Here is a 26,807-nt window from a genome sequence, read left to right on the forward strand (position 1 = left end):
AGAACTCAGGCGTGCGCCTGATAGACCGGGTCCGAGGCCTGAAGTTGCCGCAACCTGCCCAACGGGTCCTGACGGTAGAAAAGCTGCAGTTGCGCATACACCTGCGGATAAGCGTCGTGGAGCAGATCCGGGGCGCTGAAAAAGTACTCGCTGGTGACGGCGAAGAACTCGGCCGGATTCTCGGCGGCGTAGGGATCGATGGCGGTTTCGGCGTCGGGATCGTGGTCGAGTTGGCGGTTGAGATCGTCGTAAGCCGCTTGCATCACCTCGGCCCACTCGCTGACGCGCATGTCGGCGTGCAGTGGCGGCAGGCCGTTGGCATCGCCGTTGAGCATGTCGAGTTTGTGCGCGAGTTCGTGGATCACCAGGTTGTAGCCGTCCCAGCCACCGCTGGCCATTACGCCGGGCCAGGCCAGGATGACCGGGCCTTGCTGCCAGGCTTCACCGCTGTGTTCGCCGTCCCATTCATGCTCGATGCCGCTGGCATCGCGATGGCGTTGCGGGCTGAGGAAGTCGTCGGGATACAGCACGATCTCGTGAAAGCCCTGATACCAATTCAAGTCGCCCAGCCTGAGCAACGGCAGTTGCGCCTGGGCGGCGAGCAGCAGGCGTTGTTCCTGATGCAGCTCGACGCCGGGCAGGGCGCTCAGGTGCTTGTCGTGGAGAAACAACACGCAGGCTTCACGCAGCCAGCGGTCTTCGTCGGCGTTGATGCCGTCGAGAAAGCTCAGGTGGTGGCGTACCCGTTGCCACAGGTCGTCGGCAATCGGGTGTTTCGCCAGGAGGCGCCGGCGACGCCAGGCGCTCAGGGACCACATCGGCTTAATGCGATTGCACTTTGGTGCCGCCGAAACGGCTGCGCACCACGCCGATGATCATTGGCACCAGCGACAGCAGGATGATGGCCACCACCAGCAGCGACAGGTTTTTCTTGATGAACGGCACGTTACCAAAGAAGTAGCCCAAGGTGACCAGACCGCCGACCCAAAGGATGGTGCCGAGCACACTGAAGCCGAAAAAGCGCGGATAGGGCATGCGTGCCACGCCGGCAACGAACGGCGCGAAGGTGCGGATGATCGGCAGGAAGCGCGCCATGGTCACCGTCTTGCCGCCGTGTTTGTCGTAGAAATCGTGGGTTTTTTGCAGGTAGTCACGACGGAAGATTTTCGAGTTCGGATTGCTGAACAGCTTTTCCCCGGCCGTTCGTCCGATTACGTAGTTGGTGCTGTCGCCCATGATCGCTGCCAGCATCAGCAGGCCGCCGAGCAGCACCGGGTCCATGCCGCCGCCCGCTGCCACAGCGCCCGCGATGAACAGCAACGAATCGCCCGGCAGGAAGGGCATTACCACCAGGCCCGTTTCACAGAAGATCACCAGAAACAGGATGGCGTAGATCCACGGCCCATAGTTGTTCACCAGCAAATCGAGGTACACATCGAGGTGCAGGATAAGGTCGAGCGGGTTGAAATCCATGGGGGCACCTGTATGACGGCCCGACTCGGCAGGCCTGTGCGGATGACTTCGTGTAAGCCTACAGCCGGGTGTAGTTTTTCTTACAAGCCGGAAAAGTCGGGATTATAAGGTCTGAGTGATGAAAAGCGCGTCGGTTTTGTAGCGGGGAATGTCGGGTGTGATTAATTGTCGGGCAGGTCAGCTGTGGCGAGGGAGCTTGCTCCCGCTGGAGTGCGTAGCACTCCTGAATTCATCACTTCACTACAAAAGCAGGGGCTGCTTTGCAGCCCAGCGGGAGCAAGCTCCCTCACCAAAGAACAACCCCACTGAGGTTCAGAGTTCGTCGCTGATCGGCAGCACGTAGTTCTTGAACTCGGTGTCTTCCTTGAAGCCGATGGATTCGTAGGTTTTTTGCGCCACTTCGTTGTTGCTGCTGGTCGAGACGCGCATGCGCACGGCCTGGGTTTCCTTGGCCATCTTCTTTGCGGTGCGAATCAGGTTGTCGGCGACCAGTTGGCGGCGCGCGTCTTCGGCGACGTAGATGTCGTTGAGGATCCACACGCGCTTGAGCGACAGCGAGGAGAAGCTCGGATAAAGCTGACAGAAGCCCATGAGCTTCTTGTCGTCATCATCCGCCAGGGCCAGGTAGATCACCGATTCCTTGCGGCGCAGGCGTTTTTCCAGAAAGGCGCGGGAGGAGTCCGGGTAAGGCAGGGAACCGTAGAACTCGCGATACTTCACGAACAACGGGGTCAGCAAATCCAGATGTTCGAGGGTCGCTTGAATAATCCGCATGATAGGTCTCGTCTTCAAGTGGCTGTCTTCAACTGCTCTGACGGCGATGGGAAACCCTTGGCGGCCGTGCATCGATCCTGCCTGAAACCAGCGCAGAAAGGCAATGCGGAAACGGTTCAGGTTGTAGGTGGATCCAGTAGGAAATTTCCCCGCATATCGACGCCCTCGTCGGCCTCCAGAGTCTGGACCTGTGCTTCGTCCTTCAGATTGACCCCTGACAACTGCCGCCTGCAGGCTTCGCGCATCAGGTACAGCAAGCGATGCGCAGCCATGCCGTAGCTCAAGCCCTCAAGCCTGACGTTGGAAATGCAGTTGCGATAAGCATCGGTCAGCCCGACTTTCGGTGCATAGGTGAAATACAGCCCGAGGCTGTCAGGCGAACTGAGGCCCGGGCGCTCGCCGATCAGCATCACGACCATTTTCGCGCCGAGCAACTGGCCGATTTCATCGCCCACGGCAACACGGCCCTGTTCGACCAACACCACCGGCGCGACGGACCAGCCATCGGCGCCCATCTGCTCCTCCAGGCGCGTCAGAAACGGCAACGTGTGGCGATGCACCGCCAGCGCGGAGAGGCCGTCGGCGACGACAATCACCAGATCGACGCCGCCCGGGTGCGCCGTGGCGTAGTCGCGCAAGACCTGCGCCGATTCATCGCTCAGCTTGCGCCCCAGATCCGGCCGTTGCAGGTAACTGTTGCGATCCAGTGCGGCGCTGTGCAGCAGCAGACTGTCACGCCCGCGCTCAGTGAGTTGTGCGCTGATTTCGGCGTGATCAAAGGCCAGATGCACGGCGTCCCGCGCCTGGGCGTGGGCAAACTGAAAGTCCAGTTGCGCGCGTGTCGGCAGGCTGGTGCCGGTGCGGCCCAGGGCAATGCGTGCCGGGGTCAGGCGGCGCAGTTCCAGCCAGGGATTTTGCGGATCGACCGGTGGTTTTTCCATATGACTCATCCCAAGTGCGCCAAGGCCTGACGGAAGGCCGGCGGCAGGTTATTGCCAAAGCGAACCTTGCCGTCCGCCTGGGTGAAGATGCCCATGTTCGCCAGCCATTGCTCGAACTCCGGCGCCGGTTTCAGGCCCAGGGTCTGGCGCGCATAGAGGGCGTCGTGGAACGAGGTGGTCTGGTAATTGAGCATGATGTCGTCGGAGCCGGGGATGCCCATGATGAAGTTGATCCCGGCGACGCCGAGCAGCGTCAGCAGGGTGTCCATGTCGTCCTGATCGGCTTCGGCGTGGTTGGTGTAGCAGATGTCACAGCCCATCGGCACGCCGAGCAGCTTGCCGCAAAAGTGATCTTCGAGGCCGGCACGGATGATCTGCTTGCCGTTATAGAGGTATTCCGGGCCGATAAATCCTACGACAGTGTTCACCAGGAACGGCTTGAAATGGCGCGCCACGGCGTAGGCTCTTGTCTCGCAGGTCTGTTGATCGACGCCGTGGTGGGCGTTGGCTGACAAAGCACTGCCCTGGCCGGTTTCGAAATACATCAGGTTCTGCCCGAGGGTGCCGCGCTTCAGGCTGAGGCCGGCGTCGTAGCCTTCCTGCAAGACGTTGAGGTTGATGCCGAAACTGGCGTTGGCCGCTTCGGTGCCGGCAATCGACTGGAACACCAGATCCAGCGGCACCCCACGGTTGATCGCCTCGATCGAGGTGGTGACGTGGGTCAGCACGCAGGCCTGGGTTGGAATGTCGTAGCGCTGGATGATCGCGTCGAGCATCTCCAGCATCGCGCAGATCGAGGCGATGCTGTCGGTGGCCGGGTTGATGCCGATCATCGCATCGCCGTTGCCGTAGAGCAGACCGTCGAGAATGCTCGCGGCAATGCCGGACGGTTCGTCGGTCGGGTGATTGGGTTGCAGACGGGTCGACAGGCGCCCGCGCAGACCGAGGGTGCCGCGAAATTTCGTGACCACACGGATCTTCTGCGCCACCAGCACCAGATCCTGCACGCGCATGATTTTCGACACGGCGGCAACCATTTCCGGGGTCAGGCCGGGGGCGAGGGCGCGCAGACTGGTTTCATCCGCCGCGTCGCTGAGCAGCCAGTCGCGAAAGCCGCCAACGGTGAGATGGCTGACCACGGCGAAGGCCCGCTTGTCGTGGGTGTCGATGATCAGCCGGGTGACTTCATCGGCTTCGTAAGGAATCAGCGCTTCCTGCAGGAAGTGCGTGAGCGGGATGTCCGCCAGCGCCATTTGCGCGGCCACCCGTTCGCCGTCATTGAGCGCGGCGACCTCGGCCAGAAAATCCCCCGAGCGGGCCGGGCTGGCCTTGGCCATGACGTCTTTCAAGCTGTCGAAGCGGTAAGTCTGCGCGCCGACCGTGTGAGCAAAACTGGCCATTCAGCGTTCTCCGTGACGGCGCAGAACGCGTCTGCGCCGTGGTTTTCGACAATCAGTGCAAGGCTTGTTCAGCTTTCTGAATCGCCGCGAATTCTTCTTCCGGCGTGCCCGCTACCAAGTGATGCCGACTGTAGAAAGCAAAGTAAGCAATTAACACTCCATAGATGATCGCCGCGCCGATCACCACCCGTGGATCGACGAGGAAGCCCGCCACCACGGCGATGCACGCCAATACCAGCGCCACGCCCGACGTGAAGATACCTCCCGGCGTGCGATACGGGCGGTCCATTTTGGGGCGACGGATGCGCAGGGTGATGTGCGCGGCCATCATCAGCACGTAGGAAATGGTCGCGCCGAACACCGCCACCAGAATCAGCAGGTCGCCCTGACCGGTCAGCGACAAACCGAAACCGATAATGCCCGGGATCACCAGCGCCAGCACCGGCGCTTTGCTTTTGTTGGTCTCGGACAGTTTGCGTGGCAGGTAGCCGGCGCGCGACAGCGCGAAGATCTGCCGTGAATAGGCGTAGATGATCGAGAAGAAACTGGCGATCAGTCCGGCCAGGCCGACCAGGTTGACGAAGCTGCCCATCCAGGTCGAGCCGCCGTAGGCTTTGCTCAGTGCTTCGACCAGCGGGTTGCCGGAGGTCAGCAACGAATTGGCGCCGGCGCCGCCGGGGCCAACGATGAGAATCAGCAGAGCGAACATCAGCAGCACCAGCATGGCGCCGATCAGGCCGCGCGGCAGATCGCGCTTGGGGTTCTTGGTTTCTTCAGCGGCCAGCGGCACGCCTTCGACGGCGAGGAAAAACCAGATCGCATACGGAATCGCTGCCCAAACGCCAACATAGCCGAACGGCAGGAACGGGCTGGCGCCGGCAGCAGCGGTCACCGGGATGTCGAGCAGGTTGGCGACATCAAAGTGCGGCACCATCGCCACCAGAAACACCCCCAGCGCCAGCGCAGCGACGGCGGTAATGATGAACATCAACTTGAGCGCTTCGCCGACGCCGAAAATGTGAATGGCGATGAAGATGATGTAGAACGCCAGATAGATCATCCAGCCGCCGATGCCGAACAACGACTCGCAGTAGGCGCCGATGAACACCGCAATGGCGGCGGGGGCAATGGCGTATTCGATGAGGATTGCGGTGCCGGTGAGAAAACCACCCCACGGCCCGAACGCACTGCGGGCAAAACCGTAGCCGCCGCCGGCGGTGGGGATCATCGACGACAGTTCGGCCAGAGAAAAACACATGCACAGGTACATGGTCGCCATCAACAACGTGGCGAGGAACATACCGCCCCATCCACCCTGTGCGAGGCCGAAGTTCCAGCCGGCGTAATCGCCGGAGATCACATAAGCGACGCCCAGCCCCACCAGCAGGACCCAGCCGGCGGCGCCTTTTTTCAGTTCGCGTTGTTGGAAGTAGTCCGTGCCGACTTTTTCGAAGTCGACGGAGGAGCCGGTCGCCGGAGCGCCAGCCGGGGATTCGCTTGGCATAGGGTTCACCATTTTTATTGTTTTATTGGCCCGGCTACAGCCAGGAACCTGATCGTTCCCACGCAGAGCGTGGGAACGATCAGCATCGCAGGATTAGAAGAACCCCAACGGATTGATGTCGTAGCTCACCAGCAGATTCTTGGTCTGCTGATAATGGTCGAGCATCATCTTGTGCGTCTCACGCCCGACGCCGGATTTCTTGTAACCACCGAACGCGGCGTGCGCCGGGTACAGGTGGTAGCAGTTGGTCCATACGCGACCGGCCTTGATCGCCCGGCCCATGCGGTAGGCGCGGTTGATGTCGCGGGTCCACAGGCCGGCGCCGAGGCCGAACTCGGTGTCGTTGGCAATCGCCAGGGCTTCGGCTTCGTCCTTGAAGGTGGTGATGCTCACCACCGGGCCGAAGATTTCTTCCTGGAACACGCGCATCTTGTTGGTGCCCTTGAGCAGGGTTGGCTGGATGTAGTAACCGGTGGCCAGGCTGCCCTCGAGTTTTTCCACCTTACCGCCAGTCAGCAGCTCGGCGCCTTCGCCCTTGGCGATTTCCAGGTACGAGAGGATCTTGTCGAATTGCTGCTCCGACGCTTGCGCGCCGACCATGGTCTCGGTGTCCAGCGGGTCGCCACGTTTGATCTGGCTGACTTTCTTCATCACCGCCTGCATGAATTCGTCGTAGATCGATTCCTGCACCAGCGCGCGGGAAGGGCAGGTGCACACTTCGCCCTGGTTGAAGAACGCCAGCACCAGACCTTCGGCGGCTTTTTCGATGAAGCTCGGCTCGGCCTGCATGATGTCTTCGAAGAAGATGTTCGGCGACTTGCCGCCCAGTTCCACGGTGGATGGAATGATGTTTTCCGCCGCGCATTTCATGATGTGCGAGCCGACCGGGGTCGAGCCGGTGAAGGCGATCTTGGCGATGCGCTTGCTGGTCGCCAGTGCTTCGCCGGCTTCTTTGCCGAAACCTTGCACGACATTGAGTACGCCCGGCGGCAGCAGGTCGCCGATCAGTTCCATCAGCACGCAGATGCCCAGCGGGGTTTGCTCGGCGGGCTTGAGCACCACGCAGTTACCGGCGGCCAGCGCCGGCGCGAGCTTCCACGCGGCCATCAGCAGCGGGAAGTTCCACGGGATAATCTGGCCGACCACGCCCAGTGGTTCATGGATGTGATAGGCCACGGTGTTGCCGTCGATTTCCGCAGCGCTGCCTTCCTGAGCGCGCAGGCAACCGGCGAAGTAACGGAAATGGTCGGCTGCCAGCGGGATGTCCGCGTTGAGGGTTTCGCGGATGGCTTTGCCGTTATCCCAGGTTTCGGTGATCGCCAGCAGCTCGAGGTTTTCTTCGATGCGGTCGGCGATTTTCAGCAGGATCAGCGAGCGCGCCTGCACGGAGGTTGCGCCCCACGCATCGGCGGCAGCGTGGGCGGCGTCCAGGGCCTTGTCGATGTCTTCGGCAGTGGAACGGGGGAATTCGGCAATCGGCTGGCCATTCACAGGCGAAGTATTGGTGAAGTACTGGCCTTTGACCGGCGCGACGAACTCGCCGCCGATGTAGTTACCGTACTTGCTCTTGAACGAGACTTTGGCGCCTTCAGTACCGGGGTGGGCGTAACGCATGATGATGTTCTCCTTGGCTTTGTACTTATTAGAGAAACGCGCAAGTGCGCTTGCTATAAGCGTAGAGCAAGGCTCGGGCCACTGCCGTGCAGGTCAGGCAAATCAAGGGCTTGGCGGGTTTCTGTCGGACGAGCGGATTTGCGCTGTGACGGTTTCGGTACAGCGGGCGTGACAATTTGTACCGCTTTCGGCACAGCTCGTGACCGGGCGGTCTTGCCAGCATTGCAATGCGCCGGTTGCTGGAGGATGCTGGGCGCAAAATCGCTTCGGACTTTCCTGTGGCGAGGGAGCTCGTCGCACCGTCCCGCTGGGCTGCGAAGCAGCCCCAAACTGTCACCGATGATGAACTTTGGCGAGCGCTGCGCACTCGAGCGGGAGCAAGCTCCCTCGCCACAAGGTGGTGCCGACCCCGGATGCCGGGGTATGGCTTTCGGGGGAGAACAATAAGAAATGCACGATAACCATTTAAGTCGCCACGCCCGTCAGGTTCTCACTGTCACCCAGGGCAAGCCGCACCTGCACGGCCCCGGTGCCGATCCGTCGATCGCCCGCTCGTGGCTGCGCTGTCTTGAGGACTATCACCTCGATCCTTCGGTGACCATGGCGCCGACCGTGCTCGAGCACGGACGCGTGCTGGAAAGTCGCGAGCGCTTGCAACAAGTCCTGCAAATCGCCGGCACCGAAATGAGCAGTCTGCATCAACAACTCTCCGGTGCCGGCCACGCGGTCCTGCTGACCGATGCTCGCGGGGTGATCCTCAACTGCGTCACCGCCCCGGCCGAACGGAAGATTTTCGAGCGCGCCGGGCTCTGGCTCGGCGCCGACTGGAGCGAGGCCTGCGAAGGCACCAATGGCATCGGCACGTGCCTGGTCGAGCGCCAGGCGCTGACTATTCATCAAAACGAGCACTTTCGCGGCCGTCACACCGGGCTGACCTGTTCGGCGAGCCCGGTGTTCGATCCGCATGGCGAACTGCTGGCGGTACTCGACGTCTCCTCGGCCCGCCCGGACGTCTCGCGCCAGAGCCAGTTCCACACCATGGCGCTGGTCAATCTGTCGGCAAAGATGATCGAAAGCTGTTACTTCCTGCGCTGTTTCGACAATCAGTGGTTGTTGCGTTTTCATCTACAGGCGGAGTCCGTCGGCTTGTTCAGCGAGGGGCTGCTGGCGTTTGACGGCGAAGGGCGGATCAGTGCGGCGAATCAGAGCGCGTTGAACCTGCTCGGGCATGTTCGCGGTGGTTTGCTGGGAAAACCCGTCGAGGCGTTTTTCGATTGTTCGCTGGATGACCTGCTTGGCCGAGCGAGCGCTATTGCCAGCGCCAGTTGGCCGCTGCGCACCCGCGACGGACGCCATCTGTTCGCCGTGGTGCGCGGCGAATCGCGCAAGCCGACGCCGGTTTTCCCCACGCCGATCGCGACGCCTGCGCCACGTCTGTCCGGCATCTGCCTTGGCGACGAGGCATTGCAGGCCGATTTCCGCAAATCCCTGCGCGTGTTCGAGCGCGACGTGCCGCTGTTGATCAACGGTGAAACCGGCTCGGGCAAGGAAGCGTTCGCCAAGGCGGTGCATCAGGCCAGCCAACGCTCCGGAAAAGCATTCGTCGCCCTCAATTGCGCAGCCATCCCGGAAAGCCTGATCGAGAGCGAACTTTTTGGTTATCGCGGCGGCAGCTTTACCGGCGCACGCAAGGATGGCATGCGCGGCAAGTTGCAGCAGGCCGACGGCGGCACTTTGTTCCTCGATGAAATCGGTGACATGCCGCTGGCCTTGCAGACCCGTTTGCTCCGCGTGCTGGAGGACCGGCAGGTGGTGCCGATTGGCGGCGAGCCGGAAGCGGTCAACGTGCGGATCATCAGCGCTACCCACCGCAATCTGCTTGAGCGAGTCGCGGACGGCAGCTTCCGCGAGGATTTGTATTACCGGCTCAACGGGCTGGAAGTGGCGTTGCCGGCCTTGCGCGAGCGCAGTGACAAGGCGCAGTTGCTGGATTTTCTGTTGGCTGAAGAGGCGGGCGGCGAAACCATCCTGATCGACGAGCCGGCGCGTCAGGCGTTGCTGGCGTTCAATTGGCCGGGCAATGTGCGGCAGTTGCGCAATGTGCTGCGCACGCTGGCAGCGTTGTGTGATGGTGGGCGAGTCGGGGTTGAGGATTTGCCGGTGATGATTCGACAGACGCGGCCGGCGGTTTTGGCGCAGGAGTCTTGCGCACAGCCGCTGGACGATGCCGAAAGGCTGGCGCTGCTCAATGCACTGGAACAGGCACGCTGGCACATGACGCACACGGCTGAGCAACTGGGCGTGAGCCGAAATACGCTGTATAGAAAGCTGCGCAAACACGGCATCGCCCGCTCTGCCTGATTTCCACCAATCCTGTGGCGAGGGAGCTTGCTCCCGCTGGGCTGCGAAGCGGCCCCAAGACCAGTGCATGCGGTTCAGAAAGATGAACCGCATGTGCTCAATTTACGACTGCTGCGCAGTCGAGCGGGAGCAAGCTCCCTCGCCACAGGGGGCAGGCCGACAAAGCTAAAGAGTGCCATTTCCCCCTCCCTACGCTAACCTGCGGCCATGTTTACGAGGTCGACTATGCACATTCATATTCTGGGTATCTGCGGGACTTTCATGGGCTCGATGGCGGTGCTGGCCAAAGAGCTGGGCCATCACGTCACCGGTTCCGACGCCAACGTCTATCCGCCAATGAGCACGCAACTCGAGGCCCAAGGCATTCAGCTGACGCAGGGCTACGACCCGGCGCAACTCGATCCGGCACCGGATCTGGTGGTCATCGGTAACGCCATGTCCCGTGGCAACCCGGCGGTGGAATATGTCCTGAACAAAGGCCTGCCGTATGTGTCCGGGCCGCAGTGGCTGGCCGATCATGTGCTGCAAGGTCGTTGGGTGCTGGCAGTCGCCGGAACCCACGGCAAGACCACCACCAGCAGCATGCTCGCCTGGGTACTGGAACACGCCGGTATGAGTCCGGGTTTCCTGATCGGTGGTGTACCGCAGAATTTCTCGGTGTCGGCGCGGCTGGGCGGTACGCCGTTCTTCGTGATCGAGGCCGATGAATACGACAGCGCATTCTTCGACAAGCGTTCGAAGTTCGTTCACTACCGCCCACGCACGGCAATCCTCAATAATCTTGAATTCGATCACGCCGACATCTTCCCGGATTTGCCGGCGATCGAGCGGCAATTCCATCATCTGGTGCGCACTATTCCGAGCGAAGGACTGGTCATTCATCCGACCACTGAACCGGCCTTGCAGCGCGTGATCGAAATGGGCTGCTGGACCCCGGTGCAGACCACCGGTGCCGGCGGTCAATGGCAGGTCAAATTGCTGAGTGAAGACGGCTCGGCGTTCGAAGTGCTGTTCGAAGGTGTGTCGCAAGGCACCGTCGAGTGGGAGTTGACCGGTCAGCACAACGTCGCCAACGCCTTGGCCGCTCTGGCGGCTGCGCGGCATGTCGGCGTGGTGCCGTCGATGGGCATCGCCGGATTGAGCGCGTTCAAGAACGTCAAGCGGCGCATGGAGAAAGTCGCCGAAGTGCGCGGCATCACTATCTACGACGACTTCGCTCACCACCCGACCGCCATCGCCACTACCCTCGACGGCCTGCGCAAACGTATTGGCGATGCGCCGCTGATCGCGATCATCGAACCGCGCTCCAACTCGATGAAGCTCGGCGCGCACCGTGACGGCTTGCCGGACAGCGTGGCCGACGCCGATCAGGTGATCTGGTACGCCCCGGCCAACCTCGGCTGGGATCTGGCGGCGACCGCGGCGTTGTGCACCGTGCCGTCGATTGTCAGCGATTCGCTGGAGGGCATCATCGAGCGCGTGAAGAGCCAGGCACAACCCGGCACCCACGTGGTGATCATGAGCAACGGCGGCTTCGGCGGCCTGCACGGCAAGCTCGCCGAGGCGCTGCAATGAACACGTTCTCGCAGCACGGCGGCCCGGAGCGCATCACGCTGGCGATGACCGGCGCGTCCGGCGCCCAGTACGGCTTGCGCCTGCTTGATTGCCTGGTGCGTGAAGATCGCGAGGTGCACTTTCTGATCTCCAAGGCCGCGCAACTGGTGATGGCCACGGAGACCGATGTTTCCTTGCCGGCCAAGCCGCAAATGATGCAGGCCTTTCTGACCGAATACACCGGCGCCGCCGCCGGGCAGATTCGTGTGTACGGCAAGGAAGACTGGATGTCGCCAGTCGCTTCCGGTTCTGGTGCGCCAGCGGCGATGGTAGTGGTGCCGTGTTCGACCGGCACGTTGTCGGCGATTGCCACGGGGGCCTGCAACAACCTGATCGAGCGCGCGGCGGACGTCACGTTGAAAGAGCGCCGCCAGTTGATTCTGGTGCCGCGCGAGGCGCCGTATTCGAGCATTCATCTGGAGCACATGCTCAAGCTGTCGAACATGGGTGTGACGATTCTGCCGGCCTCGCCAGGCTTCTATCACCAGCCGCAGACCATCGACGACTTGATCGATTTCGTCGTCGCGCGGATTCTCAATGTGCTCGGCATCCCGCAGGACATGCTGCCGCGCTGGGGCGAGCATCATCTGAGCAGTGATGAATAAGCTGTTGGTGATGGGCCTGGCGGTGATGCTGACCGGCTGTGCCACGGCGCGCACGCTGGACGCGGCGAAACCGGGCGCACCGGTGGTGTACTCGGGGACGCGGCTGGATTTGTACGCGTTGAATGGCGGCTGCTGCGCGATGGACCGGTTTGGTGCTGAGGCGCCGAGCTATCCGGGCGCGGACCTGCCGGCCAGTGCGTTGCTCGATACGCTGTTGTTGCCGTTGTCGTTGCTCACGGTGATTGGCGTAGGTTTCCAGGCGACCGGCGGATTATAGGGAGCCACATAATACCTGTGGCGAGGGAGCTTGCTCCCGCTCGGCTGCGCAGCAGTCGCAAACTGCTGCGTACGCGGTTCTCCTGAAAAAAAACGGGTTGAATGGCTTCGGGACTGCTTCGCAGTCCAGCGGGAGCAAGCTCCCTCGCCACAGAGTCGGGTGGTTATTTGCCGAGCTTCCTCAGCTCATCCGACTCGATCACCCGCACCCCATCCTGCTCCTCCAGCGCCAACCGCCACATCGCCCGCGCCAACTGGCACGCTTCGATACCGCGGTACTTGCCCGGAATCAGTTTCGACAACGGCCCGGCCAATTGCTCGGCCAGACGCGGTTCCGTACGCTCGCCCAATAATAGCGAAGGCCGGCAAATGGTCAGTTGCGGCCAGTCCTGCGCACGCAGGGCCTGCTCCATTTCACCTTTTACCCGGTTGTAAAACACCGAGGATTTCGGATCGGCGCCAATCGCACTGATCACGATCAGATGCCGCGCGCCCATCTCCCTCGCGCGCTTGGCGAATGCCACGACCATGTCCAGATCCACCGCGCGAAAGGCGGCTTCGGAACCGGCCTGCTTGATCGTGGTGCCGAGGCAGCAGTACGCAATATCGACGCGTCCGGCGAGCTGCGGCAGAAAAGCCTGCGGATCGCCGACCGGGTTTTCCAGGTGCGGATGCTCGGCCAGTGGTCGACGGGAAGGGGCGAGGACGCGGGTGATCGTGGGCTCGTTGAGCAGGCGGTCGAGTAGATGTTCACCGGTCAACCCGGTGGCTCCGGCAAGCAATACGTGCTGAGGCGTCAAGTACATAAGGTCTCTCCCTTGATACTGTTCAGCTTAGTTGCCTTTTGTCGGCGCGTCGTTCAACGCCGCACTTTGCAATGCTTTCCGCGCTTGCTGTTTGCGCAGCAACTGCCAATGCGACAGCACGGTCTTCGGCGCCCAGATTTGCGGCTCCGACGCTTCGAAGCCGTCCGCCAGTTCACGCTCGGCGACCGTGGCCTTGGCCAGTTTGAAGGCTTGCTCCAGATCATCGGTCTGGTTCAGCGCCTGGGCAAACAGTGCGTCGCCGAAATAAGTGAAGTTGGCCTCTTCCGAACAGCCGAAGGACACCCGATCGGCGCGCGAGGCGGTCATGATCAGGGTGCGCTGGTCTTTCAGCGCCGGGATGAAACCGCCGGAATAGCACGATGAAATGACGATGACCTTGTCGCGGTTTTTCAGCGGTGCGAGCACGGCGGCGAGTTCGTCGGCGGGCAGGTCGGCCAGCTCCATTCGCGGCTGGTCCAGTACCAGTTCATGTTCGGCGGTGCCGTGGCTGGTCAGGTAAATGAACAACAAGTCTTCCGGACCGCTGCGTTCGGCGAGGGCCAGCGCAGCGCGGCGCAGGTTTTCGCGGGTGGCCATGGGGCGGTCGCCGAGATGGTCGCGGTGGTTGACCAGACGAATCTGGCCGAAAGCGCCGAAACGCGTGTTGAGCATGTTGGCGACGTAATCGGATTCGCGCAGGAACACGCTTTGCTTGCCATCGCCGCCCAGAGTCAGGGTGTACAACTCGACCGTTGGAGTCGACGCGGGAATCGCCGCCAGGGCGTCATCGAGCAGGCGCCCTTGGGCGAGCAGGCCGAGCTCAAGGGTATCGGGCAGTAACTTGCCGTCGGCATCGCGCACCCGCTGGCCGTTGATCCAACTGCCGCTGAGCACGCTGCCATCGGTCAGCACCAGGGTGCCGCGCCCGGAATAGCTGTCGTTGTCAAAGCCGCCGATGTAGAAACTGCCGTCGGACAGGTTCAGGCGACCCTGGCCGCTGAAGCGCCAGTCAACGAAGCTGCCGATGTAATGGCTGCCGTCGGCGCCGATCAGTTCGCCCTTGCCGGTCAATGCGCCTTCCTTGAACTGGCCAAGCCAGACATCGCCATCGGCGTTTTCGTAGCGGCCCTTGCCGTGCAATTGATTGTTCTTGAAACCGCCGACATAGATGTCGCCGTCGGCGCTGTTATAGGTGCCGTTGCCTTCCAGCTGACCGTTGACGAAATGGCCGCTGAACGAATTGCCGCTGGCATCGCCGCGCTGGCCTTCGCCGTTGGGTTTGCCATGGGCGAACTGGCCTTGATAGGAGCTGCCGTCGTCCATTTCCAGACGACCGAGTCCGGAATACTGATCCGCCTTGAACTCGCCGCGATAGGTCATGCCGTTTTCTTTCAACGTGCCTTCGCCGTCGCGCCGCCCCTGCTTGAAGCCGCCGGTGTAACTGCTGGCGTTGGTGGTCAGGCTGCCCTGGCCGTCGAACAGACCTTGCTGAAACTGGCCGCGATAGACTTCGCCATTGCTGCCGTGCCATTCGCCTTGCCCGTGCCATTGACCCTGATCGAACTGCCCGGCGTACCAACTGCCATTGGGGTAGTCGACGCGGCCCTGGCCTTGCAGCAAGCCATTAACCAGCTCACCGCGATAGCGTCCGCCATCCGGCAGGCGCGCATCCGGCGGCAACAGCGATTCGCCGTCGCCGCAAGCGGTGAGCATCAGGGTCAGGGCAAGGGGTGCAAGACGAGCGAGTGAGCGCATAGCGGGATCCGGGCAATTAGGCGACCGAGTATGCCGCAGCTATGCGTCGCATATATAGAGACGTGACGCGAAACAGCGTGTGCTGCTTCGCATACGGAACGATCAGACGAAACAGAGCGACAACGGCTCGGCGATATAGGCCGGTTTGTCCGAGCCCTCTATTTCCAGTGTTGCGGTAGCCTTGAGCAACCACTGGCCGGGTTTTTTCTCGGTCACTTCGACCATGTCGACCTTCAATCGGACTTTCGAATCGACCTTGACCGGCTGGATGAAACGCACGCTGTCCAGGCCATAGTTGACGACCATTTTCACGCCTTCCGGCAGAACGAGGATGTCCTCCATCAATTTGGGCATCAGCGACAGCGACAGGAGACCATGGGCAATGGTGCTGCCAAACGGGGTTTGCGCGGCTTTGATCGGGTCGACATGAATGAACTGATAATCACCGGTGGCTTCGGCGAACAGGTTGATGCGTTCCTGATCGATGGTGAGCCATTCGGAACGTCCGAGTTCCTTGCCGACATAATCTTTGAGCTCTGCAACGGGAACATAGGGCATTGAGACTCTCCTTGGGTTCATCGGTTTTATAGTTTTTCAGGGGCGGATTTGACCGGCCTGCGAACCACTGTAGATCATCATGGCGATTTGCTCAGGTCAACCGACCATGCTTTTGGCGAATGCCGGTCCATAGCGCAGGCATGCTTATAATGCGGGCGGTTTGCGGGTTGGAAAGTCAGACGGAGATGTCAGATGTTGTTACGTGGCCTGACCATGCTGGTGCTGTTTCAGTTGCTCGGCACGGCGCTTAATCACTTGCTGCTGCCGATACTGCCGGGGCCGATCATCGGTCTGCTGTTGTTGCTTGCGTTCTTGATCATTCGCGGTGAAGTCGGCGAGCCGCTGAATCAGGCGGCGGGTAGCCTGCTGCGTTATCTGCCGTTGCTGCTGGTACCGCCAGCGGTGGGGGTCATGGTGTATGCCGGCGCAATTGCTGCAGACTTTTGGGCGATTGTCGGCGCACTGGTGGTCTCGCTGATTCTGTCGATGGCCTTTGCCGGCGTGCTGATGCAGCGTCTGATCAAACGTCACGCGCCGCCGGCGGAGGAGTCCTGATGCTCTTTGACTGGCAAGGTGCCTGGGCTTCGGTCATTCACCATCCGTTGTTCGGCATCGGTATTACGCTGGGTGCCTATCAGCTTGTGCTGGCGGCATTCGAGAAAACCCGCTGGATCTTTCTGCAACCGGTGCTGGTCTCCATGTTGTTGGTGATCGGTGTGCTGGTCGGCTGCGGCCTGACCTACGCCGAGTACCGCAAGAGCACCGAAATCCTCAGCATTTTGCTGGGGCCGGCCACGGTGGCGCTGGCAGTGCCGCTGTATTTGAATCTGCGACGCATCCGCCAATTGTTCTGGCCGATTTTTACTACGCTGGTGATAGGCGGGGTGGTGGCGACAGGCATGGGCGTGGCGCTGGGCTGGTGGTTCGGTGCCGATCACATGATCTTGATGACCATGGCGCCAAAATCGGTGACTTCGCCGATTGCCATGCTGGTGGCCGAGCAGATCGGCGGCGTCGCGGCGCTGGCAGCAGTGTTCGTGCTGATCACCGGGGTTATTGGCGCGATCTTCGGCCCGGCGCTGCTGACGCGCCTCGGCGTGCACAGCCCCGAGGCGCGCGGCATGGCATTGGGCATGACCGCCCACGCCGTCGGCACGGCGGTGGCGATGCAGGAAAACGATGAGTGCGGCGCCTTTGCCGCGCTGGCGATGAGTCTGATGGGCGTGGCCACGGCGGTGTTCCTGCCGTTGGCGGTGTCGATGGTGGTGTAAGGAAAAATGTCTATGAGTCTGCCGCTTTTCCCGCTGAACACAGTGCTGTTTCCCGGCTGCAACCTTGACTTGCAGATTTTCGAGGCGCGCTACCTCGACATGATTGGCCGCTGCATGAAGCAGGGCGTTGGCTTCGGTGTGGTGTGCATTCTTGAAGGCAGCGAAGTCGGTGTGGCGCCGGAAGGTTTTGCCATGGTGGGTTGCGAAGCGCGGATCATCGATTTCCAGCAGCAGGACAACGGCTTGCTCGGTATCCGTGTGCAGGGCGGGCGGCGCTTCAAGGTATTGCGCAGCGAAGTGCAGCGCGACCAATTGATTCAGGCCGACATCGAGTGGTTCGATGATGAACCCGAACAACCGTTGCAAGACGAAGACGCCGATCTGGTGGCCCTGCTCAAGGCGCTGGCCGAACATCCCATGGTCGAAGCGCTGGACATGGGCACCGAGGCGTCGGGGCAGCAGTCGCTGGCCAACCAGTTGGCCTACCTGCTGCCGTTTGCCGAAGAAGACAAGATCGACCTGTTGCAACTGGATAATCCGCAGCAACGTCTGGATGCGATTCAGGCATTGCTCGATGAGTTGCAAGGTGAATTGTTTGCTTAGTTGCACTTTGAATTAGCTGGCCGTGCCTGCCAGTATTGTTTTGATTTTGCCTTTGTCTTAATTTCAAGTTGCCGACAGGAATCGGCGACCCAATTAATAACAAGGAAGAAATCATGACTGTTTATGAAGATGAGTGGGGGTTCTGGGACGATATCGCCGGCAAGTATATTTTCAAACATGCCGGTAGCGATCATAACGTCAAACATGTCGTTGAAGGCGCCGGCAAGTACGCCGATGCGATGGTGCTCGAACGGCGTCTACGCAGAGCTGCAAAAATCCCCGTTGATGATCTGCCGCGTGTTTCAGCGACGGCCGCATCACTGGCGACCGCCATAGTCGCTTGATCTCGATATTTTCCAAGACAGCCTGCCATTTTTTAGTGTGTGTCTGGCAGCGCCCGTTTATTCAGGTGGTGTGTTTCATGAACAAGAACAACAACGGTTCTTTTACGGCCAATCTTTACTTTAATGGTCTGCCAGTGGTGTTGAACCAACAACGCTTGAAGCAAAAGTTGCGTGAGCCGCGGATGACCCGACAGGTCCAGTTGAGTACGGAGGTAGCATTGGCGGACAAGCGCGAGAGCTGCTTTATCACGCTCGCCGATCACGAAGACGATAAGCCCCTTTTGTTGACGTTTACGCCGCATGGAGACAGTTACGCCATCCATGTTTCACTTCGCGGTATCTATGATGGCGCGCGATGGGTCATAGACCCCAAAACCTACGATTTACTGGTCAGCACGACCGAACGCAGTGAGTTTTTTTCAATCAGCAAGGTTGGCGTGCGACGGGCGTCGTTGGGTGATTTCGAATCGGGGCCGACTTACATTGATCTGGGCAGTGAGTCGACTAAAAAGCCGTTGTATCGAAACGTGGTTGACCGGGTGAGCAGTTTCAAAGCCGCCGATCCCAATGTCACGGGGCACGATGCGTTCAACAGTGATCCAGCCGTGTTTGTGATCAAGGTCATTGATCGACTGCCTGCCCTGGCTTGATCAAAAGCGTCGTTGATTGAATCGGACTCGCGCCGATGTGAGCATTGCTCACATCGGCGCGGTCATGTTCGATACTTAAAGCGTATCGACTGCGCTCTCCAGTGTCAGTTCTTCAAAGGTGATTGGCGCATTCGGCTCGGCATCGATGCTCCAATGATTACTCGGGGAATGATAAACCACGGTACCGACGCTGCCTTGCTTGAATCCGATGTTGATGACACGAACCCTTGCAGCCAATTCATTGCGCATTTTGTGCGCCTGGATATCGGCCATCAGCGCTTCAACACTGGCATAGCCACGGGCATCGATCAGGTACAGCACGACCACTTCGAACAACAGTGACACTTCATAAATGTTGCCGGCTGACGTCACTACGCTGAGGGTGTCGACAGGCACGTCGTCATCGATGTCCGGCAATTCGATTGAGGCGCTGCCGACTTGCAGCCGGGTTGAAATCAGCTGAATGTCATCACGGCGTATCGTTTCGCTCATGCTGGCCGTGTACAGGTTCCAAGTGGAAGCGTTGGCTGTTTTCGCCAGCGCGCCGGGCGTCGACAGGCGAATGATGCAGTTACTGACCAAGTGAATGTCATAGGTCGAACTCTGGCCCTTGAGGACATAAATGCCGTTGTGTGCCTTGGCATCGATCTCGACTTTGTTGGGCTTGGCGGAGAGCAAAATGCTTTCTGTCACCTGGGGGCTGGAAAACACGTAGTTGCCCTGCCGGAGCTTGAGGCAGTCTTTGGCGTTGCGCACTTTGGTGCCTGGCATTTCAGCGTCGTCGAAATAATCGGGATAGAAGCCCTGCAACCGATACGACACGCCGCCCTGCATGACCAGCACAATGTCCTGGGCCAGATAAGGGGTGTTGACCTTGAGACTGTTCCGGCCGGTGTAGCCTGTGGAATGCCTTGCGGTCTGAATCAGGCCTTTGAAAATCACGACTTTGGACGGCAGCAGAACCGACAGGTTGATGTGGCTGTAATACAAATGGCTGTTGCCTGACACACCTTCACGCTTGTCCACGTCATACGTGGCGATCACATCGACGATGTCTTCGGCTTTGAAGTCGATAAAAACCACCTGCGAAGTGCTGGGCGTTTCGCGGGTCGCAATGAACTCAACCCGGCGCCCAATGCGCGAAACGTAGTGGCGGTGTGCACTTTTTTCACTGATCGAGACGGGGCCCTCATTGACGATCGCGGGGGCGGCCAGCGGTTTGCCCACGGCACTGATCAGCATTTCTATGGCGTGATTGCCGGGCTCGTTGAGCAGCGCTGGCAAAAGTGGCACCAGTTGGTACTGATCCTCGGTCTTGAACGACAACTTGCTGTGCCGCAGTTCGCGCGTGCCGTCGACTTGTCGGTAGACGTTTTTGATCATCAACGTCTGTGGCGGATCCTCGCCGTCGATACCGCGCAGCGAGTGGACGACCAGGGACGTGCCGATGATCTGCCAGCGCTGGATGCGTTCCATGGGCCAGCCCAATTCGATCACGCTCGGCTGTTCGCCGTCCTCAATGATGGTCGCGTAGGCGGACGTTGGCGCGATGTAGTAGCGGTCATCGCCCGGGCCGCCATCCACTGAGCAGTTTTCCCCGCGTATGATGATGGTGTCGTCGCCTCCGCCAGCGACGATGTCATCGTTGCCATTGGCGACAATTCGGTTGGCATCATCGGTGGCGGTGACCCGGCTGGTGCCGCTGCGTAATGTCGAGACGTTTTCGATGGAATCGAGCTTCGCAATCTCGATCGGCTCGACGCCGAGCGTGTTGCTGCGCAGCAGCACTTGGCCGGTCTGCAAGTTGACGTCGTGACCGACATGACGGGTCGGTGCAACCGGGCGTGTGCCTTCGAAAGCCAGGGTGTCCGAGCCGGCGCCGCCCTTGAGCGTGGTGGCTGGGGCAGAGGTTTTTTCCTGATTGAGCTCGCCCTCGGTGACTTGATCGTAGAACCCGTCATCAAGGTCGCCGCCCTCAAGAGTCTTGGCGCCTTCCCGATAGCTGAACAGATTGACCTTTTTACTGACCCCTTCGACCTTGTCGTTGCCGTCACCCACGCGCCAGAGCACGCCTTTATCGCCGGGAACGCCGTGGACGACGCCTGGCAGGTTGGCGGGCACCCCGTCCCGGGCGCTTATGGCGTCGTCGTTCTCCACCAGGACCGGTTCGCTCTCAAGCTTGAACGGCTGGTCGGTGCCGGCTTTCCACTGGTGAGCCCAGACTTTCACCGGTCTGAGTTCGACGCTGAAGCTGCCATCGACGACCTGTTCCACAAAGTCTTTGTAAGCGCCCTCGATCAGCGTCTTGGCGGATGCTTGCAGTTGCTTGCGATGCTCATTGAAGGCCTTGGACACCCGGAAGCGATCCAACACTTCCTTGTCCAGTTCCTGCCCGGTGAAGGCGAACCAGCCGGAGCGCAGCCGTTCGTGGGTGGTCAGCTCGATGTAGTCATCGATGTCATCCACCACCCGGGCGGCCTGGTAGATCATCGAACCGGTGATGAGGATGGCGGCCGCGGCGAGGCCGATGGGGCCGGCCGTGCTGCCGAACCCGGCGAGCGCCGCCACGCCGAGTATCAGGCTGATGCCCGCGCCCGTGACGCTCAAGGCACCGCTGACGTAATGGTCCTGGGCCTGCTTGCCGCTGCTTGCCGCGGCGGCATTGAACGATTTGACGGCATCGGTGATGTCGAAGGGCAAGGTGATCGCGCTGGCAAACAGCCCGGCGCCACGGCTGAGAACTTTGCCGGCCGAGGTCAGCGGAAAGCGACGGAAGGCCGTCGAGCCATTTCTGAGCATCGCCTGACCGGTCTTGGTCAGGCCCTGTTCGATGATCAGCGAACCGAATTCGGCGGCGATCGACGCTCCCTGATAAACCGCCTCCAGCGATTCGCCTTTCTTGATGGCATCGATCGTGCCCATATAGCCGCTGTAGATGCCAAAGGCTTGCAGCCCGACCCCTGCGCCGCTCATCAAATAGCTTTTGCTCTTGCTGACCCAGCCGGGGGTGTTTTCGAAAGAATCGACGCGATGAATGTCCAGTTTCTGCGCAGCCTTGCCGAGCTGATTGAGGCGCTGCATCGCGCTGCCGTCGGCGAGCGCGGTGTGGCTGACGAACAGCGGCGGGGCATCGGTCGAGCGCTTGCAGGCGATTTCATAGAACAGCGTGGCGATGATGCCGCTGTCAGGGTTGTCGACGGACTTCAAGCGCGCTTCGACACTGGCCGACTCGAAGTTGAGCGCGTCGAGAAACGGTTGGTCTGGCGTCTGCATCCCGGCGTTCGCCGGGCTGATGGCGACGCCGTCCACGGTCGCTCCCAGTGCACTGAGCTCGACTCGCGTGACTTCGATCTCGCCGATGCGCAGAGGCCCGTGCTGCTTGTCGAGGGCTTTAAGGGTTGGCGCTGAAGCGGCGGCGGTGCTGATGGTCGGGGCTGAATTGTGAGGCGATGTGGTTCTTGCCAGGCTGGTGGTTCTGCTGGCACTGGGGGCATGGATGTTGCTCGACGCGGAGATGGGCGTTACATGAACGGAGCGAATGTTTACGGAGTCGATGGGCGGGGCAATAAGTTTGGCCATGTGTTCTTCCTTGAGTGATAAGCGCGTTGGCGCTCCGGTGTCCTTACCGGAAGTGATATGAAGTTTTGAAGATGGCTGTTGAATGTTGTAACGGAATTTATAGTCAGCCAAGTGCAGCCATGCGTTGGCGGGATTCAATGTAATTGAATTTGCCAAGTTTAGAGACCGATGATTGTCGAACTTTGAGTGGAGATGTAACGCGCGTTAGTTAGCGGTATTTAAACGTCAGTTTTTATTGCGCCTGGCGCAGAAATAGTTACGCGCCGGGCGAGCTCTGAAACAGCGCCACTCTCGTGGGGAATCCTTGAGAGTGGCCCCAGAAGAGCGATGCCCAGTCAGTACGCGTAGCGCAGCATCATGTGCGGCAAATGACGCAGGACAAACAGGCTGAACAGCAAGACCAGCGCTGGCAGAATCAGCCACCAGACCTTGAATGGCATGGCGTTGAGTGGCGTTCGGCGTTGGCTCAGCCACAGGCCCGCGGCGCAGACACAGGCTGCCAGCATCGCACCGGCAAGAATGTCTGTCGGCCAGTGTGCGCCCAGATATACCCGCGACAGGGCAATCGCCAACGCCGGAATGCAACCCACCAGCAGCCAGGTCAGGCGCATGCGTGGTGGTTGCCCGCGGCCAGCAAGCACCGCCAGGGTCAGGAACAGCGCAAAAGCGCCGGAGGCGTGGCCGCTGGGCATGCTGTAACTGGTCAATGGGTCCGTCAGCACTTCCGGGCGGACCCGCGCGAAAAAGTGTTTGGTCGTGGTGTTGAGCAACGCGGTGCACAGCAACGTGCCACCGGTGAAGATCGCATGCCGCCATTGCCGACACAGCAATAGCAGGCCGGTGAGCAGGGCGCTGAACACCAGCATGTTGTGAAACTCACCGATCAGCGTCAGCGTGACGGCAACCTCATCGAGCATCGGCTGGCGATGTTCCTGTACGAGTGTCATCACGCCCTGGTCGAGCGCGGTCAGATAGGGAAAACCGATGAACAGGCCGATCAGAATCAACAGGCTCATGCTGCTGATCCAGATCGTGGCGCGGCGATGGCGGCGCAGACTGCTGTTGACGCTCATGCCGACCATCACCGCGATACTGGCGGCGACAATCCCGGCTTCGAGCCAGAAGCCCTCGGGCAATGGCAAACGGAATGCCGCGCCCGTGGCCCAGCCCGGCAGCAGGTAGGCCAGGCTCCAACCGGCGGCCGCCAGCAGGCTGACAGCAAAAAACCGCGGGAAGGGCATGTCGCACATGCCGGCGACCATCGGCAGCATGGGCCGCAGCGGGCCGATGAAGCGTCCGACCAGCAGGCTGGCGATGCCATAGCGCTGGAAATAGGATTCGGCGCCGGCCATCCACTCCGGATGATGGCGCAGCCCCGGCAGGCGGCGGATGTTCTGGTGGAAATGCCGGCCGAGGAAATACGAGATCAGGTCGCCAAGGATGCCGCCCAGAAAACCCAGCAACAGCGTTTCGCTCAACGACAGTGCGCCGCTGCCGGCCAGCACCGCCACGGTAAACAACAACACCGTGCCTGGCACGATCAACCCGGCAATCGCCAGGCATTCCACACACGCGACAATGAAGACCGCGGCAGCCAGCCATTGCGGATTGGCGGTCAGCCAACCAGTGATGCTATCGAGCCATGGGCCCATACAGAAAAACTCCAGACTGTTGGTGTTCCCTGTAGGAGCTGCCGCAGGCTGCGATCTTTTGATTCTGCTTGAAAAGAACAAGATCAAAAGATCGCAGCCTTCGGCAGCTCCTACAGGGGATGTATTTACAGCAGAAAATAATCCCGCCCTTCGACCTGACCGCGTCGCAGCGGGTTCCTTGTGCACCATTGCGCATAGGCAGCGTCAACGAAGCGGTACAGCAGATGCTCGTCCCGGCCCAGCGGAATGCCCAGTCGGGTGGTTTGAATAATGTGCGAGGGCTTCGGTCCCGTGTCCTCGACCAGCAACAGCTCGTGGTCAAAGCGCTTGGCGTCCCACACCGGCACTTTCAACCCCAGCGCCTTGCACAGCAAGGTCTGTCCGGCGCACAGCTTTTGCGTCGGACGTGGACGGCCCTGGGCATCGGGATTGTTCAGGAGCATTTGCGCCAGGCTCGCCGGGCCGCTGATTTCATCGACCCACGGATAAGCGGACTTGATCAGCACAGCATTGCCTGGCCCTTGGGCGCTGAAATTCAGCGAATCGCCGCCACGGGCGTAATACATATAGATGTGGCCGCCATCCAGAAACAAAGCCTTACGCTTTTCCGTGTAGCCGAGCGAGGCGTGACTGCCTTTTTCCGCGCAGTAATAGGCTTCGGTTTCGATGATTCGCGCGCTCAACCACAAGTCCCCGACGCGATGACGGATGACTTTGCCGAGCAGATCCTGCGCCAGCACTTGCGCGTCACGGTCAAAAAAACTGTCTGGCAGGCCCACCGGCAGGCGCTCGGTGGCGGGGCGAAGGTGCACGTTGGTCATGATGGGCAAGGTTTATCCAGGCTCAAGAGGTCGTGATGATAGCAACGCTCAGCTTAATTACGTCTGAACGTTGGCCAAATGCTGCTCATTTCGACCATCCGCCCGTCACTGCTGTTAGTCCCGGGACGCGACAGCTATAATCTGCCGCTTTCCTCTTTGCCAAGACCCCAGCAGCCATGACTGAGTCCGTTCTTGACTACATGACCCGATTGGGTCGCGCCGCCCGCCAGGCTTCCCGGGTCATTGGTCGTGCCAGCACTGCGCAGAAAAACCGCGCCTTGCAGGCAGCGGCCAATGCGCTGGACGCCGCGCGCGCCGAGCTCGCCGCCGCCAATGAGCAAGACCTGGCAGCCGGTCGCGCGAACGGTCTGGAGCCGGCCCTGCTGGAACGTCTGGAACTGACCCCGGCGCGCATCGACGGCATGATCGTCGGTCTGCGCCAGGTCGCGGCGCTGCCTGATCCGGTCGGTGCGATCCGCGACATGAGCTTCCGTCCGTCGGGCATCCAGGTCGGCAAGATGCGCGTGCCGCTGGGCGTGATCGGGATCATTTACGAATCCCGTCCCAACGTGACCATCGACGCCGCCAGTCTGTGCCTGAAGTCCGGCAATGCGACGATTCTGCGCGGCGGCTCCGAGGCGATTCATTCCAATCGCGCGATTGCCGCGTGCATTCAACGCGGTCTGGCCGAGGCCCAATTGCCCGCCGCCGTGGTGCAAGTGGTCGAGACCACCGACCGCGCCGCCGTCGGTGCGCTGATCGCCATGCCTGAATACGTCGACGTCATCGTGCCCCGTGGCGGCCGTGGCTTGATCGAACGCATCAGCCGCGATGCCCGCGTGCCAGTGATCAAACATCTGGACGGTATCTGCCACGTTTACGTCAGTGCCCACGCCGATCTGCCGAAAGCCCGGCGCATTGCATTCAATGCCAAGACGTATCGTTATGGCATTTGCGGCGCGATGGAAACCTTGCTGGTCGATCAGGCAGTCGCCGGTGACTTCCTGCCGGCGATGGCGGCGCAGTTCCGCGAAAAAGGCGTCGAGCTGCGCGGCTGCGAGCGCACCCGGGCGATCATCGAGGCTGTGGCTGCCAGCGAAGACGACTGGCATACCGAGTATCTGGCGCCAATCCTGTCGATCCGCGTGGTCGACGGCCTGGACCAGGCAATCGAGCACATCAACCATTACGGCTCCCATCACACCGACTCGATCGTCAGCGAAAACCTCGCAGACACCCGTCGCTTCGTGGCGGAAGTCGACTCGGCCTCGGTGATGATCAACACGCCGACCTGCTTTGCCGATGGATTTGAATACGGATTGGGTGCCGAGATCGGCATTTCTACTGATAAGCTGCACGCCCGTGGCCCGGTGGGCCTGGAAGGACTGACTTGCGAGAAGTACATCGTGGTCGGCGATGGCCAGTTGCGCGGCCAGGCGACGGTCTGACTTGACCGACCTCGACCCGACAGCGCCGCAGCCCGGCAGCGAGTCCCGTCCGCAACGCATTGGCGTGCTGGGCGGCACGTTCGACCCGGTGCACATCGGTCATCTGCGTGGCGCACTGGAAGTCGCCGAAGCGCTGGCGCTGGACGAGCTGCGCATGATGCCCAGCGCCCGGCCGCCGCACCGCGATACGCCGCAGGTGTCGGCGCAGGATCGCCTGGCGATGGTCGAAAGCGCGGTGGCCGGTTTGCCGCCACTGGTGGTGGACGCCCGTGAATTGCAGCGGGACAAACCGTCCTGGACCATCGATACCCTGGAGTCGCTGCGCGCCGAAATGGCCGCCGAGACCCAGGTTTTTCTGCTTTTGGGCTGGGACGCATTTTGCGGCCTGCCCACTTGGCACCGCTGGGAAGAGTTGCTCCAGCATTGCCATATCCTGGTGCTACAGCGCCCGGACGCCGACAGCGAACCGCCGGATGCCTTGCGCAACCTGCTGGCAGCGCGTTCGGTGAGCGACCCGCTGGCCCTGAAAGGGCCGAGCGGACAGATTGCATTCGTCTGGCAGACACCGCTCGCGGTTTCCGCCACCCAGATCCGTCAACTGCTGGCCAGCGGTAAGTCGGTACGTTTCCTGGTGCCCGACGCGGTCCTGGCCTACATCGATGCGCACGGTCTGTACCATGCGTCGAACTGAACAAGGCGTGCTTCACTGATACGAATCACCGTATCCCCAAGCCGCCGAATACATGAGCAAAACGAGT

General features: G+C 60.9%; 24 protein-coding genes. 11 read left to right on the forward strand and 13 right to left on the reverse strand.

Annotation, left to right across the window (positions count from 1 at the left end):
* Positions 1-5: 5 nt before the first annotated feature.
* The 7 genes from HU743_RS17120 to HU743_RS17150 form a co-directional block, all read right to left on the reverse strand.
* Positions 6-818, reverse strand: coding sequence for a zinc-dependent peptidase (locus tag HU743_RS17120; protein ID WP_186650010.1), 813 nt, complete (start codon positions 816-818; stop codon positions 6-8).
* A 4-nt stretch (positions 819-822) separates the two neighbouring features.
* A complete protein-coding gene (locus HU743_RS17125) occupies positions 823-1,473 on the reverse strand; it encodes a DedA family protein (RefSeq protein WP_016773001.1) in 651 nt (216 codons plus the stop codon).
* 312 nt (positions 1,474-1,785) lie between these two features.
* The gene (locus tag HU743_RS17130; protein WP_003228592.1) at positions 1,786-2,247 is read right to left on the reverse strand and encodes a GNAT family N-acetyltransferase; all 462 of its coding nucleotides are present in this window, start codon (positions 2,245-2,247) and stop codon (positions 1,786-1,788) included.
* Between the two features lie 116 nt (positions 2,248-2,363).
* Positions 2,364-3,188 carry an ethanolamine ammonia-lyase subunit EutC gene (gene eutC / locus HU743_RS17135; RefSeq protein WP_186650013.1) on the reverse strand — a complete coding sequence of 275 codons (825 nt, stop codon included), beginning with the start codon at positions 3,186-3,188 and terminating at the stop codon, positions 2,364-2,366.
* A gap of 5 nt (positions 3,189-3,193) precedes the next feature.
* Positions 3,194-4,588 carry an ethanolamine ammonia-lyase subunit EutB gene (locus HU743_RS17140; protein WP_186650016.1) on the reverse strand — a complete coding sequence of 465 codons (1,395 nt, stop codon included), beginning with the start codon at positions 4,586-4,588 and terminating at the stop codon, positions 3,194-3,196.
* 52 nt (positions 4,589-4,640) lie between these two features.
* Positions 4,641-6,092 (reverse strand): ethanolamine permease, encoded by a 1,452-nt coding sequence (eat, locus tag HU743_RS17145; RefSeq protein ID WP_186546772.1) that lies wholly within the window; start codon positions 6,090-6,092, stop codon positions 4,641-4,643.
* Between the two features lie 93 nt (positions 6,093-6,185).
* On the reverse strand, positions 6,186-7,706 hold the full coding sequence (locus tag HU743_RS17150; protein ID WP_186546773.1) for an aldehyde dehydrogenase family protein: 1,521 nt from the start codon (positions 7,704-7,706) through the stop codon (positions 6,186-6,188).
* A 450-nt stretch (positions 7,707-8,156) separates the two neighbouring features.
* Here HU743_RS17150 and HU743_RS17155 point away from each other — a divergent pair, with 450 nt between their 5' ends.
* The 4 genes from HU743_RS17155 (at position 8,157) to HU743_RS17170 (ending at position 12,563) form a co-directional block, all read left to right on the forward strand.
* Positions 8,157-10,067 (forward strand): sigma-54-dependent Fis family transcriptional regulator, encoded by a 1,911-nt coding sequence (locus HU743_RS17155; protein WP_186650018.1) that lies wholly within the window; start codon positions 8,157-8,159, stop codon positions 10,065-10,067.
* A gap of 225 nt (positions 10,068-10,292) precedes the next feature.
* Positions 10,293-11,642, forward strand: coding sequence for a UDP-N-acetylmuramate:L-alanyl-gamma-D-glutamyl-meso-diaminopimelate ligase (mpl, locus tag HU743_RS17160; RefSeq protein WP_186546775.1), 1,350 nt, complete (start codon positions 10,293-10,295; stop codon positions 11,640-11,642).
* Entirely contained in the window at positions 11,639-12,286 is a 648-nt protein-coding gene (ubiX, locus tag HU743_RS17165) for a flavin prenyltransferase UbiX (protein WP_186631266.1), read from the forward strand. Before mpl ends, ubiX begins: the two co-directional genes overlap by 4 nt.
* The gene (locus tag HU743_RS17170; protein WP_186650020.1) at positions 12,279-12,563 is read left to right on the forward strand and encodes a YceK/YidQ family lipoprotein; all 285 of its coding nucleotides are present in this window, start codon (positions 12,279-12,281) and stop codon (positions 12,561-12,563) included. The genes ubiX and HU743_RS17170 overlap by 8 nt, the downstream gene beginning before the upstream one ends.
* Before the next feature lie 163 nt (positions 12,564-12,726).
* Here the strand turns inward: HU743_RS17170 and HU743_RS17175 are convergent, their stop codons facing one another.
* The 3 genes from HU743_RS17175 to HU743_RS17185 all read right to left on the reverse strand — a co-directional run bounded on the left by HU743_RS17175 (position 12,727) and on the right by HU743_RS17185 (position 15,681).
* A complete protein-coding gene (locus tag HU743_RS17175) occupies positions 12,727-13,368 on the reverse strand; it encodes an oxidoreductase (RefSeq protein ID WP_186546778.1) in 642 nt (213 codons plus the stop codon).
* A 27-nt stretch (positions 13,369-13,395) separates the two neighbouring features.
* Complete coding sequence (locus HU743_RS17180; protein ID WP_186650023.1) at positions 13,396-15,123, reverse strand: C13 family peptidase; 1,728 nt, start codon at positions 15,121-15,123, stop codon at positions 13,396-13,398.
* A gap of 102 nt (positions 15,124-15,225) precedes the next feature.
* A complete protein-coding gene (locus HU743_RS17185) occupies positions 15,226-15,681 on the reverse strand; it encodes a MaoC family dehydratase (RefSeq protein WP_186650026.1) in 456 nt (151 codons plus the stop codon).
* Positions 15,682-15,873: 192 nt separating this feature from the next.
* Here HU743_RS17185 and HU743_RS17190 point away from each other — a divergent pair, with 192 nt between their 5' ends.
* The 5 genes from HU743_RS17190 to HU743_RS17210 all read left to right on the forward strand — a co-directional run bounded on the left by HU743_RS17190 (position 15,874) and on the right by HU743_RS17210 (position 18,549).
* Positions 15,874-16,236, forward strand: coding sequence for a CidA/LrgA family protein (locus tag HU743_RS17190; protein WP_186650029.1), 363 nt, complete (start codon positions 15,874-15,876; stop codon positions 16,234-16,236).
* Positions 16,236-16,952: an LrgB family protein gene (locus HU743_RS17195; protein WP_016773013.1), complete on the forward strand. Its 717-nt coding sequence runs from the start codon at positions 16,236-16,238 to the stop codon at positions 16,950-16,952. Before HU743_RS17190 ends, HU743_RS17195 begins: the two co-directional genes overlap by 1 nt.
* Before the next feature lie 12 nt (positions 16,953-16,964).
* Positions 16,965-17,555, forward strand: coding sequence for an LON peptidase substrate-binding domain-containing protein (locus HU743_RS17200; RefSeq protein ID WP_186619508.1), 591 nt, complete (start codon positions 16,965-16,967; stop codon positions 17,553-17,555).
* Positions 17,556-17,668: 113 nt separating this feature from the next.
* Entirely contained in the window at positions 17,669-17,899 is a 231-nt protein-coding gene (locus tag HU743_RS17205) for a hypothetical protein (protein ID WP_186631254.1), read from the forward strand.
* Positions 17,900-17,976: 77 nt separating this feature from the next.
* Positions 17,977-18,549 carry a hypothetical protein gene (locus HU743_RS17210; protein ID WP_186650032.1) on the forward strand — a complete coding sequence of 191 codons (573 nt, stop codon included), beginning with the start codon at positions 17,977-17,979 and terminating at the stop codon, positions 18,547-18,549.
* Between the two features lie 75 nt (positions 18,550-18,624).
* Here HU743_RS17210 and HU743_RS17215 read toward each other — a convergent pair whose 3' ends face one another.
* The 3 genes from HU743_RS17215 to HU743_RS17225 all read right to left on the reverse strand — a co-directional run bounded on the left by HU743_RS17215 (position 18,625) and on the right by HU743_RS17225 (position 24,601).
* On the reverse strand, positions 18,625-22,128 hold the full coding sequence (locus HU743_RS17215; RefSeq protein ID WP_186650034.1) for a calcium-binding protein: 3,504 nt from the start codon (positions 22,126-22,128) through the stop codon (positions 18,625-18,627).
* A gap of 335 nt (positions 22,129-22,463) precedes the next feature.
* A complete protein-coding gene (locus HU743_RS17220; RefSeq protein ID WP_186650036.1) occupies positions 22,464-23,780 on the reverse strand; it encodes a bifunctional DedA family/phosphatase PAP2 family protein in 1,317 nt (438 codons plus the stop codon).
* Between the two features lie 125 nt (positions 23,781-23,905).
* The gene (locus HU743_RS17225) at positions 23,906-24,601 is read right to left on the reverse strand and encodes a DNA-3-methyladenine glycosylase (protein ID WP_186650146.1); all 696 of its coding nucleotides are present in this window, start codon (positions 24,599-24,601) and stop codon (positions 23,906-23,908) included.
* 176 nt (positions 24,602-24,777) lie between these two features.
* On the opposite strand from HU743_RS17225, the gene HU743_RS17230 reads away from it, so the two are divergent.
* Positions 24,778-26,049 carry a glutamate-5-semialdehyde dehydrogenase gene (locus tag HU743_RS17230; RefSeq protein WP_186650038.1) on the forward strand — a complete coding sequence of 424 codons (1,272 nt, stop codon included), beginning with the start codon at positions 24,778-24,780 and terminating at the stop codon, positions 26,047-26,049.
* The gene (nadD, locus tag HU743_RS17235; RefSeq protein ID WP_238351750.1) at positions 26,018-26,740 is read left to right on the forward strand and encodes a nicotinate-nucleotide adenylyltransferase; all 723 of its coding nucleotides are present in this window, start codon (positions 26,018-26,020) and stop codon (positions 26,738-26,740) included. The genes HU743_RS17230 and nadD overlap by 32 nt, the downstream gene beginning before the upstream one ends.
* Positions 26,741-26,807: the final 67 nt, after the last annotated feature.

It is taken from the genome of Pseudomonas sp. SWRI99, assembly GCF_014270125.1.
Taxonomy (GTDB): domain Bacteria; phylum Pseudomonadota; class Gammaproteobacteria; order Pseudomonadales; family Pseudomonadaceae; genus Aquipseudomonas; species Aquipseudomonas hamedanensis.

Excerpts from the sequence above, each read along its gene's own strand:
- HU743_RS17120 (WP_186650010.1), bottom strand. The coding sequence starts at position 818 with ATGTGGTCCCTGAGCGCCTGGCGTCGCCGGCGCCTCCTGGCGAAACAC.
- HU743_RS17125 (WP_016773001.1), bottom strand. The coding sequence starts at position 1,473 with ATGGATTTCAACCCGCTCGACCTTATCCTGCACCTCGATGTGTACCTC.
- HU743_RS17130 (WP_003228592.1), bottom strand. The coding sequence starts at position 2,247 with ATGCGGATTATTCAAGCGACCCTCGAACATCTGGATTTGCTGACCCCG.
- eutC (WP_186650013.1), bottom strand. The coding sequence starts at position 3,188 with ATGGAAAAACCACCGGTCGATCCGCAAAATCCCTGGCTGGAACTGCGC.
- HU743_RS17140 (WP_186650016.1), bottom strand. The coding sequence starts at position 4,588 with ATGGCCAGTTTTGCTCACACGGTCGGCGCGCAGACTTACCGCTTCGAC.
- eat (WP_186546772.1), bottom strand. The coding sequence starts at position 6,092 with ATGCCAAGCGAATCCCCGGCTGGCGCTCCGGCGACCGGCTCCTCCGTC.
- HU743_RS17150 (WP_186546773.1), bottom strand. The coding sequence starts at position 7,706 with ATGCGTTACGCCCACCCCGGTACTGAAGGCGCCAAAGTCTCGTTCAAG.
- HU743_RS17155 (WP_186650018.1), top strand. The coding sequence starts at position 8,157 with ATGCACGATAACCATTTAAGTCGCCACGCCCGTCAGGTTCTCACTGTC.
- mpl (WP_186546775.1), top strand. The coding sequence starts at position 10,293 with ATGCACATTCATATTCTGGGTATCTGCGGGACTTTCATGGGCTCGATG.
- ubiX (WP_186631266.1), top strand. The coding sequence starts at position 11,639 with ATGAACACGTTCTCGCAGCACGGCGGCCCGGAGCGCATCACGCTGGCG.
- HU743_RS17170 (WP_186650020.1), top strand. The coding sequence starts at position 12,279 with ATGAATAAGCTGTTGGTGATGGGCCTGGCGGTGATGCTGACCGGCTGT.
- HU743_RS17175 (WP_186546778.1), bottom strand. The coding sequence starts at position 13,368 with ATGTACTTGACGCCTCAGCACGTATTGCTTGCCGGAGCCACCGGGTTG.
- HU743_RS17180 (WP_186650023.1), bottom strand. The coding sequence starts at position 15,123 with ATGCGCTCACTCGCTCGTCTTGCACCCCTTGCCCTGACCCTGATGCTC.
- HU743_RS17185 (WP_186650026.1), bottom strand. The coding sequence starts at position 15,681 with ATGCCCTATGTTCCCGTTGCAGAGCTCAAAGATTATGTCGGCAAGGAA.
- HU743_RS17190 (WP_186650029.1), top strand. The coding sequence starts at position 15,874 with ATGTTGTTACGTGGCCTGACCATGCTGGTGCTGTTTCAGTTGCTCGGC.
- HU743_RS17195 (WP_016773013.1), top strand. The coding sequence starts at position 16,236 with ATGCTCTTTGACTGGCAAGGTGCCTGGGCTTCGGTCATTCACCATCCG.
- HU743_RS17200 (WP_186619508.1), top strand. The coding sequence starts at position 16,965 with ATGAGTCTGCCGCTTTTCCCGCTGAACACAGTGCTGTTTCCCGGCTGC.
- HU743_RS17205 (WP_186631254.1), top strand. The coding sequence starts at position 17,669 with ATGACTGTTTATGAAGATGAGTGGGGGTTCTGGGACGATATCGCCGGC.
- HU743_RS17210 (WP_186650032.1), top strand. The coding sequence starts at position 17,977 with ATGAACAAGAACAACAACGGTTCTTTTACGGCCAATCTTTACTTTAAT.
- HU743_RS17215 (WP_186650034.1), bottom strand. The coding sequence starts at position 22,128 with ATGGCCAAACTTATTGCCCCGCCCATCGACTCCGTAAACATTCGCTCC.
- HU743_RS17220 (WP_186650036.1), bottom strand. The coding sequence starts at position 23,780 with ATGGGCCCATGGCTCGATAGCATCACTGGTTGGCTGACCGCCAATCCG.
- HU743_RS17225 (WP_186650146.1), bottom strand. The coding sequence starts at position 24,601 with ATGACCAACGTGCACCTTCGCCCCGCCACCGAGCGCCTGCCGGTGGGC.
- HU743_RS17230 (WP_186650038.1), top strand. The coding sequence starts at position 24,778 with ATGACTGAGTCCGTTCTTGACTACATGACCCGATTGGGTCGCGCCGCC.
- nadD (WP_238351750.1), top strand. The coding sequence starts at position 26,018 with ATGGCCAGTTGCGCGGCCAGGCGACGGTCTGACTTGACCGACCTCGAC.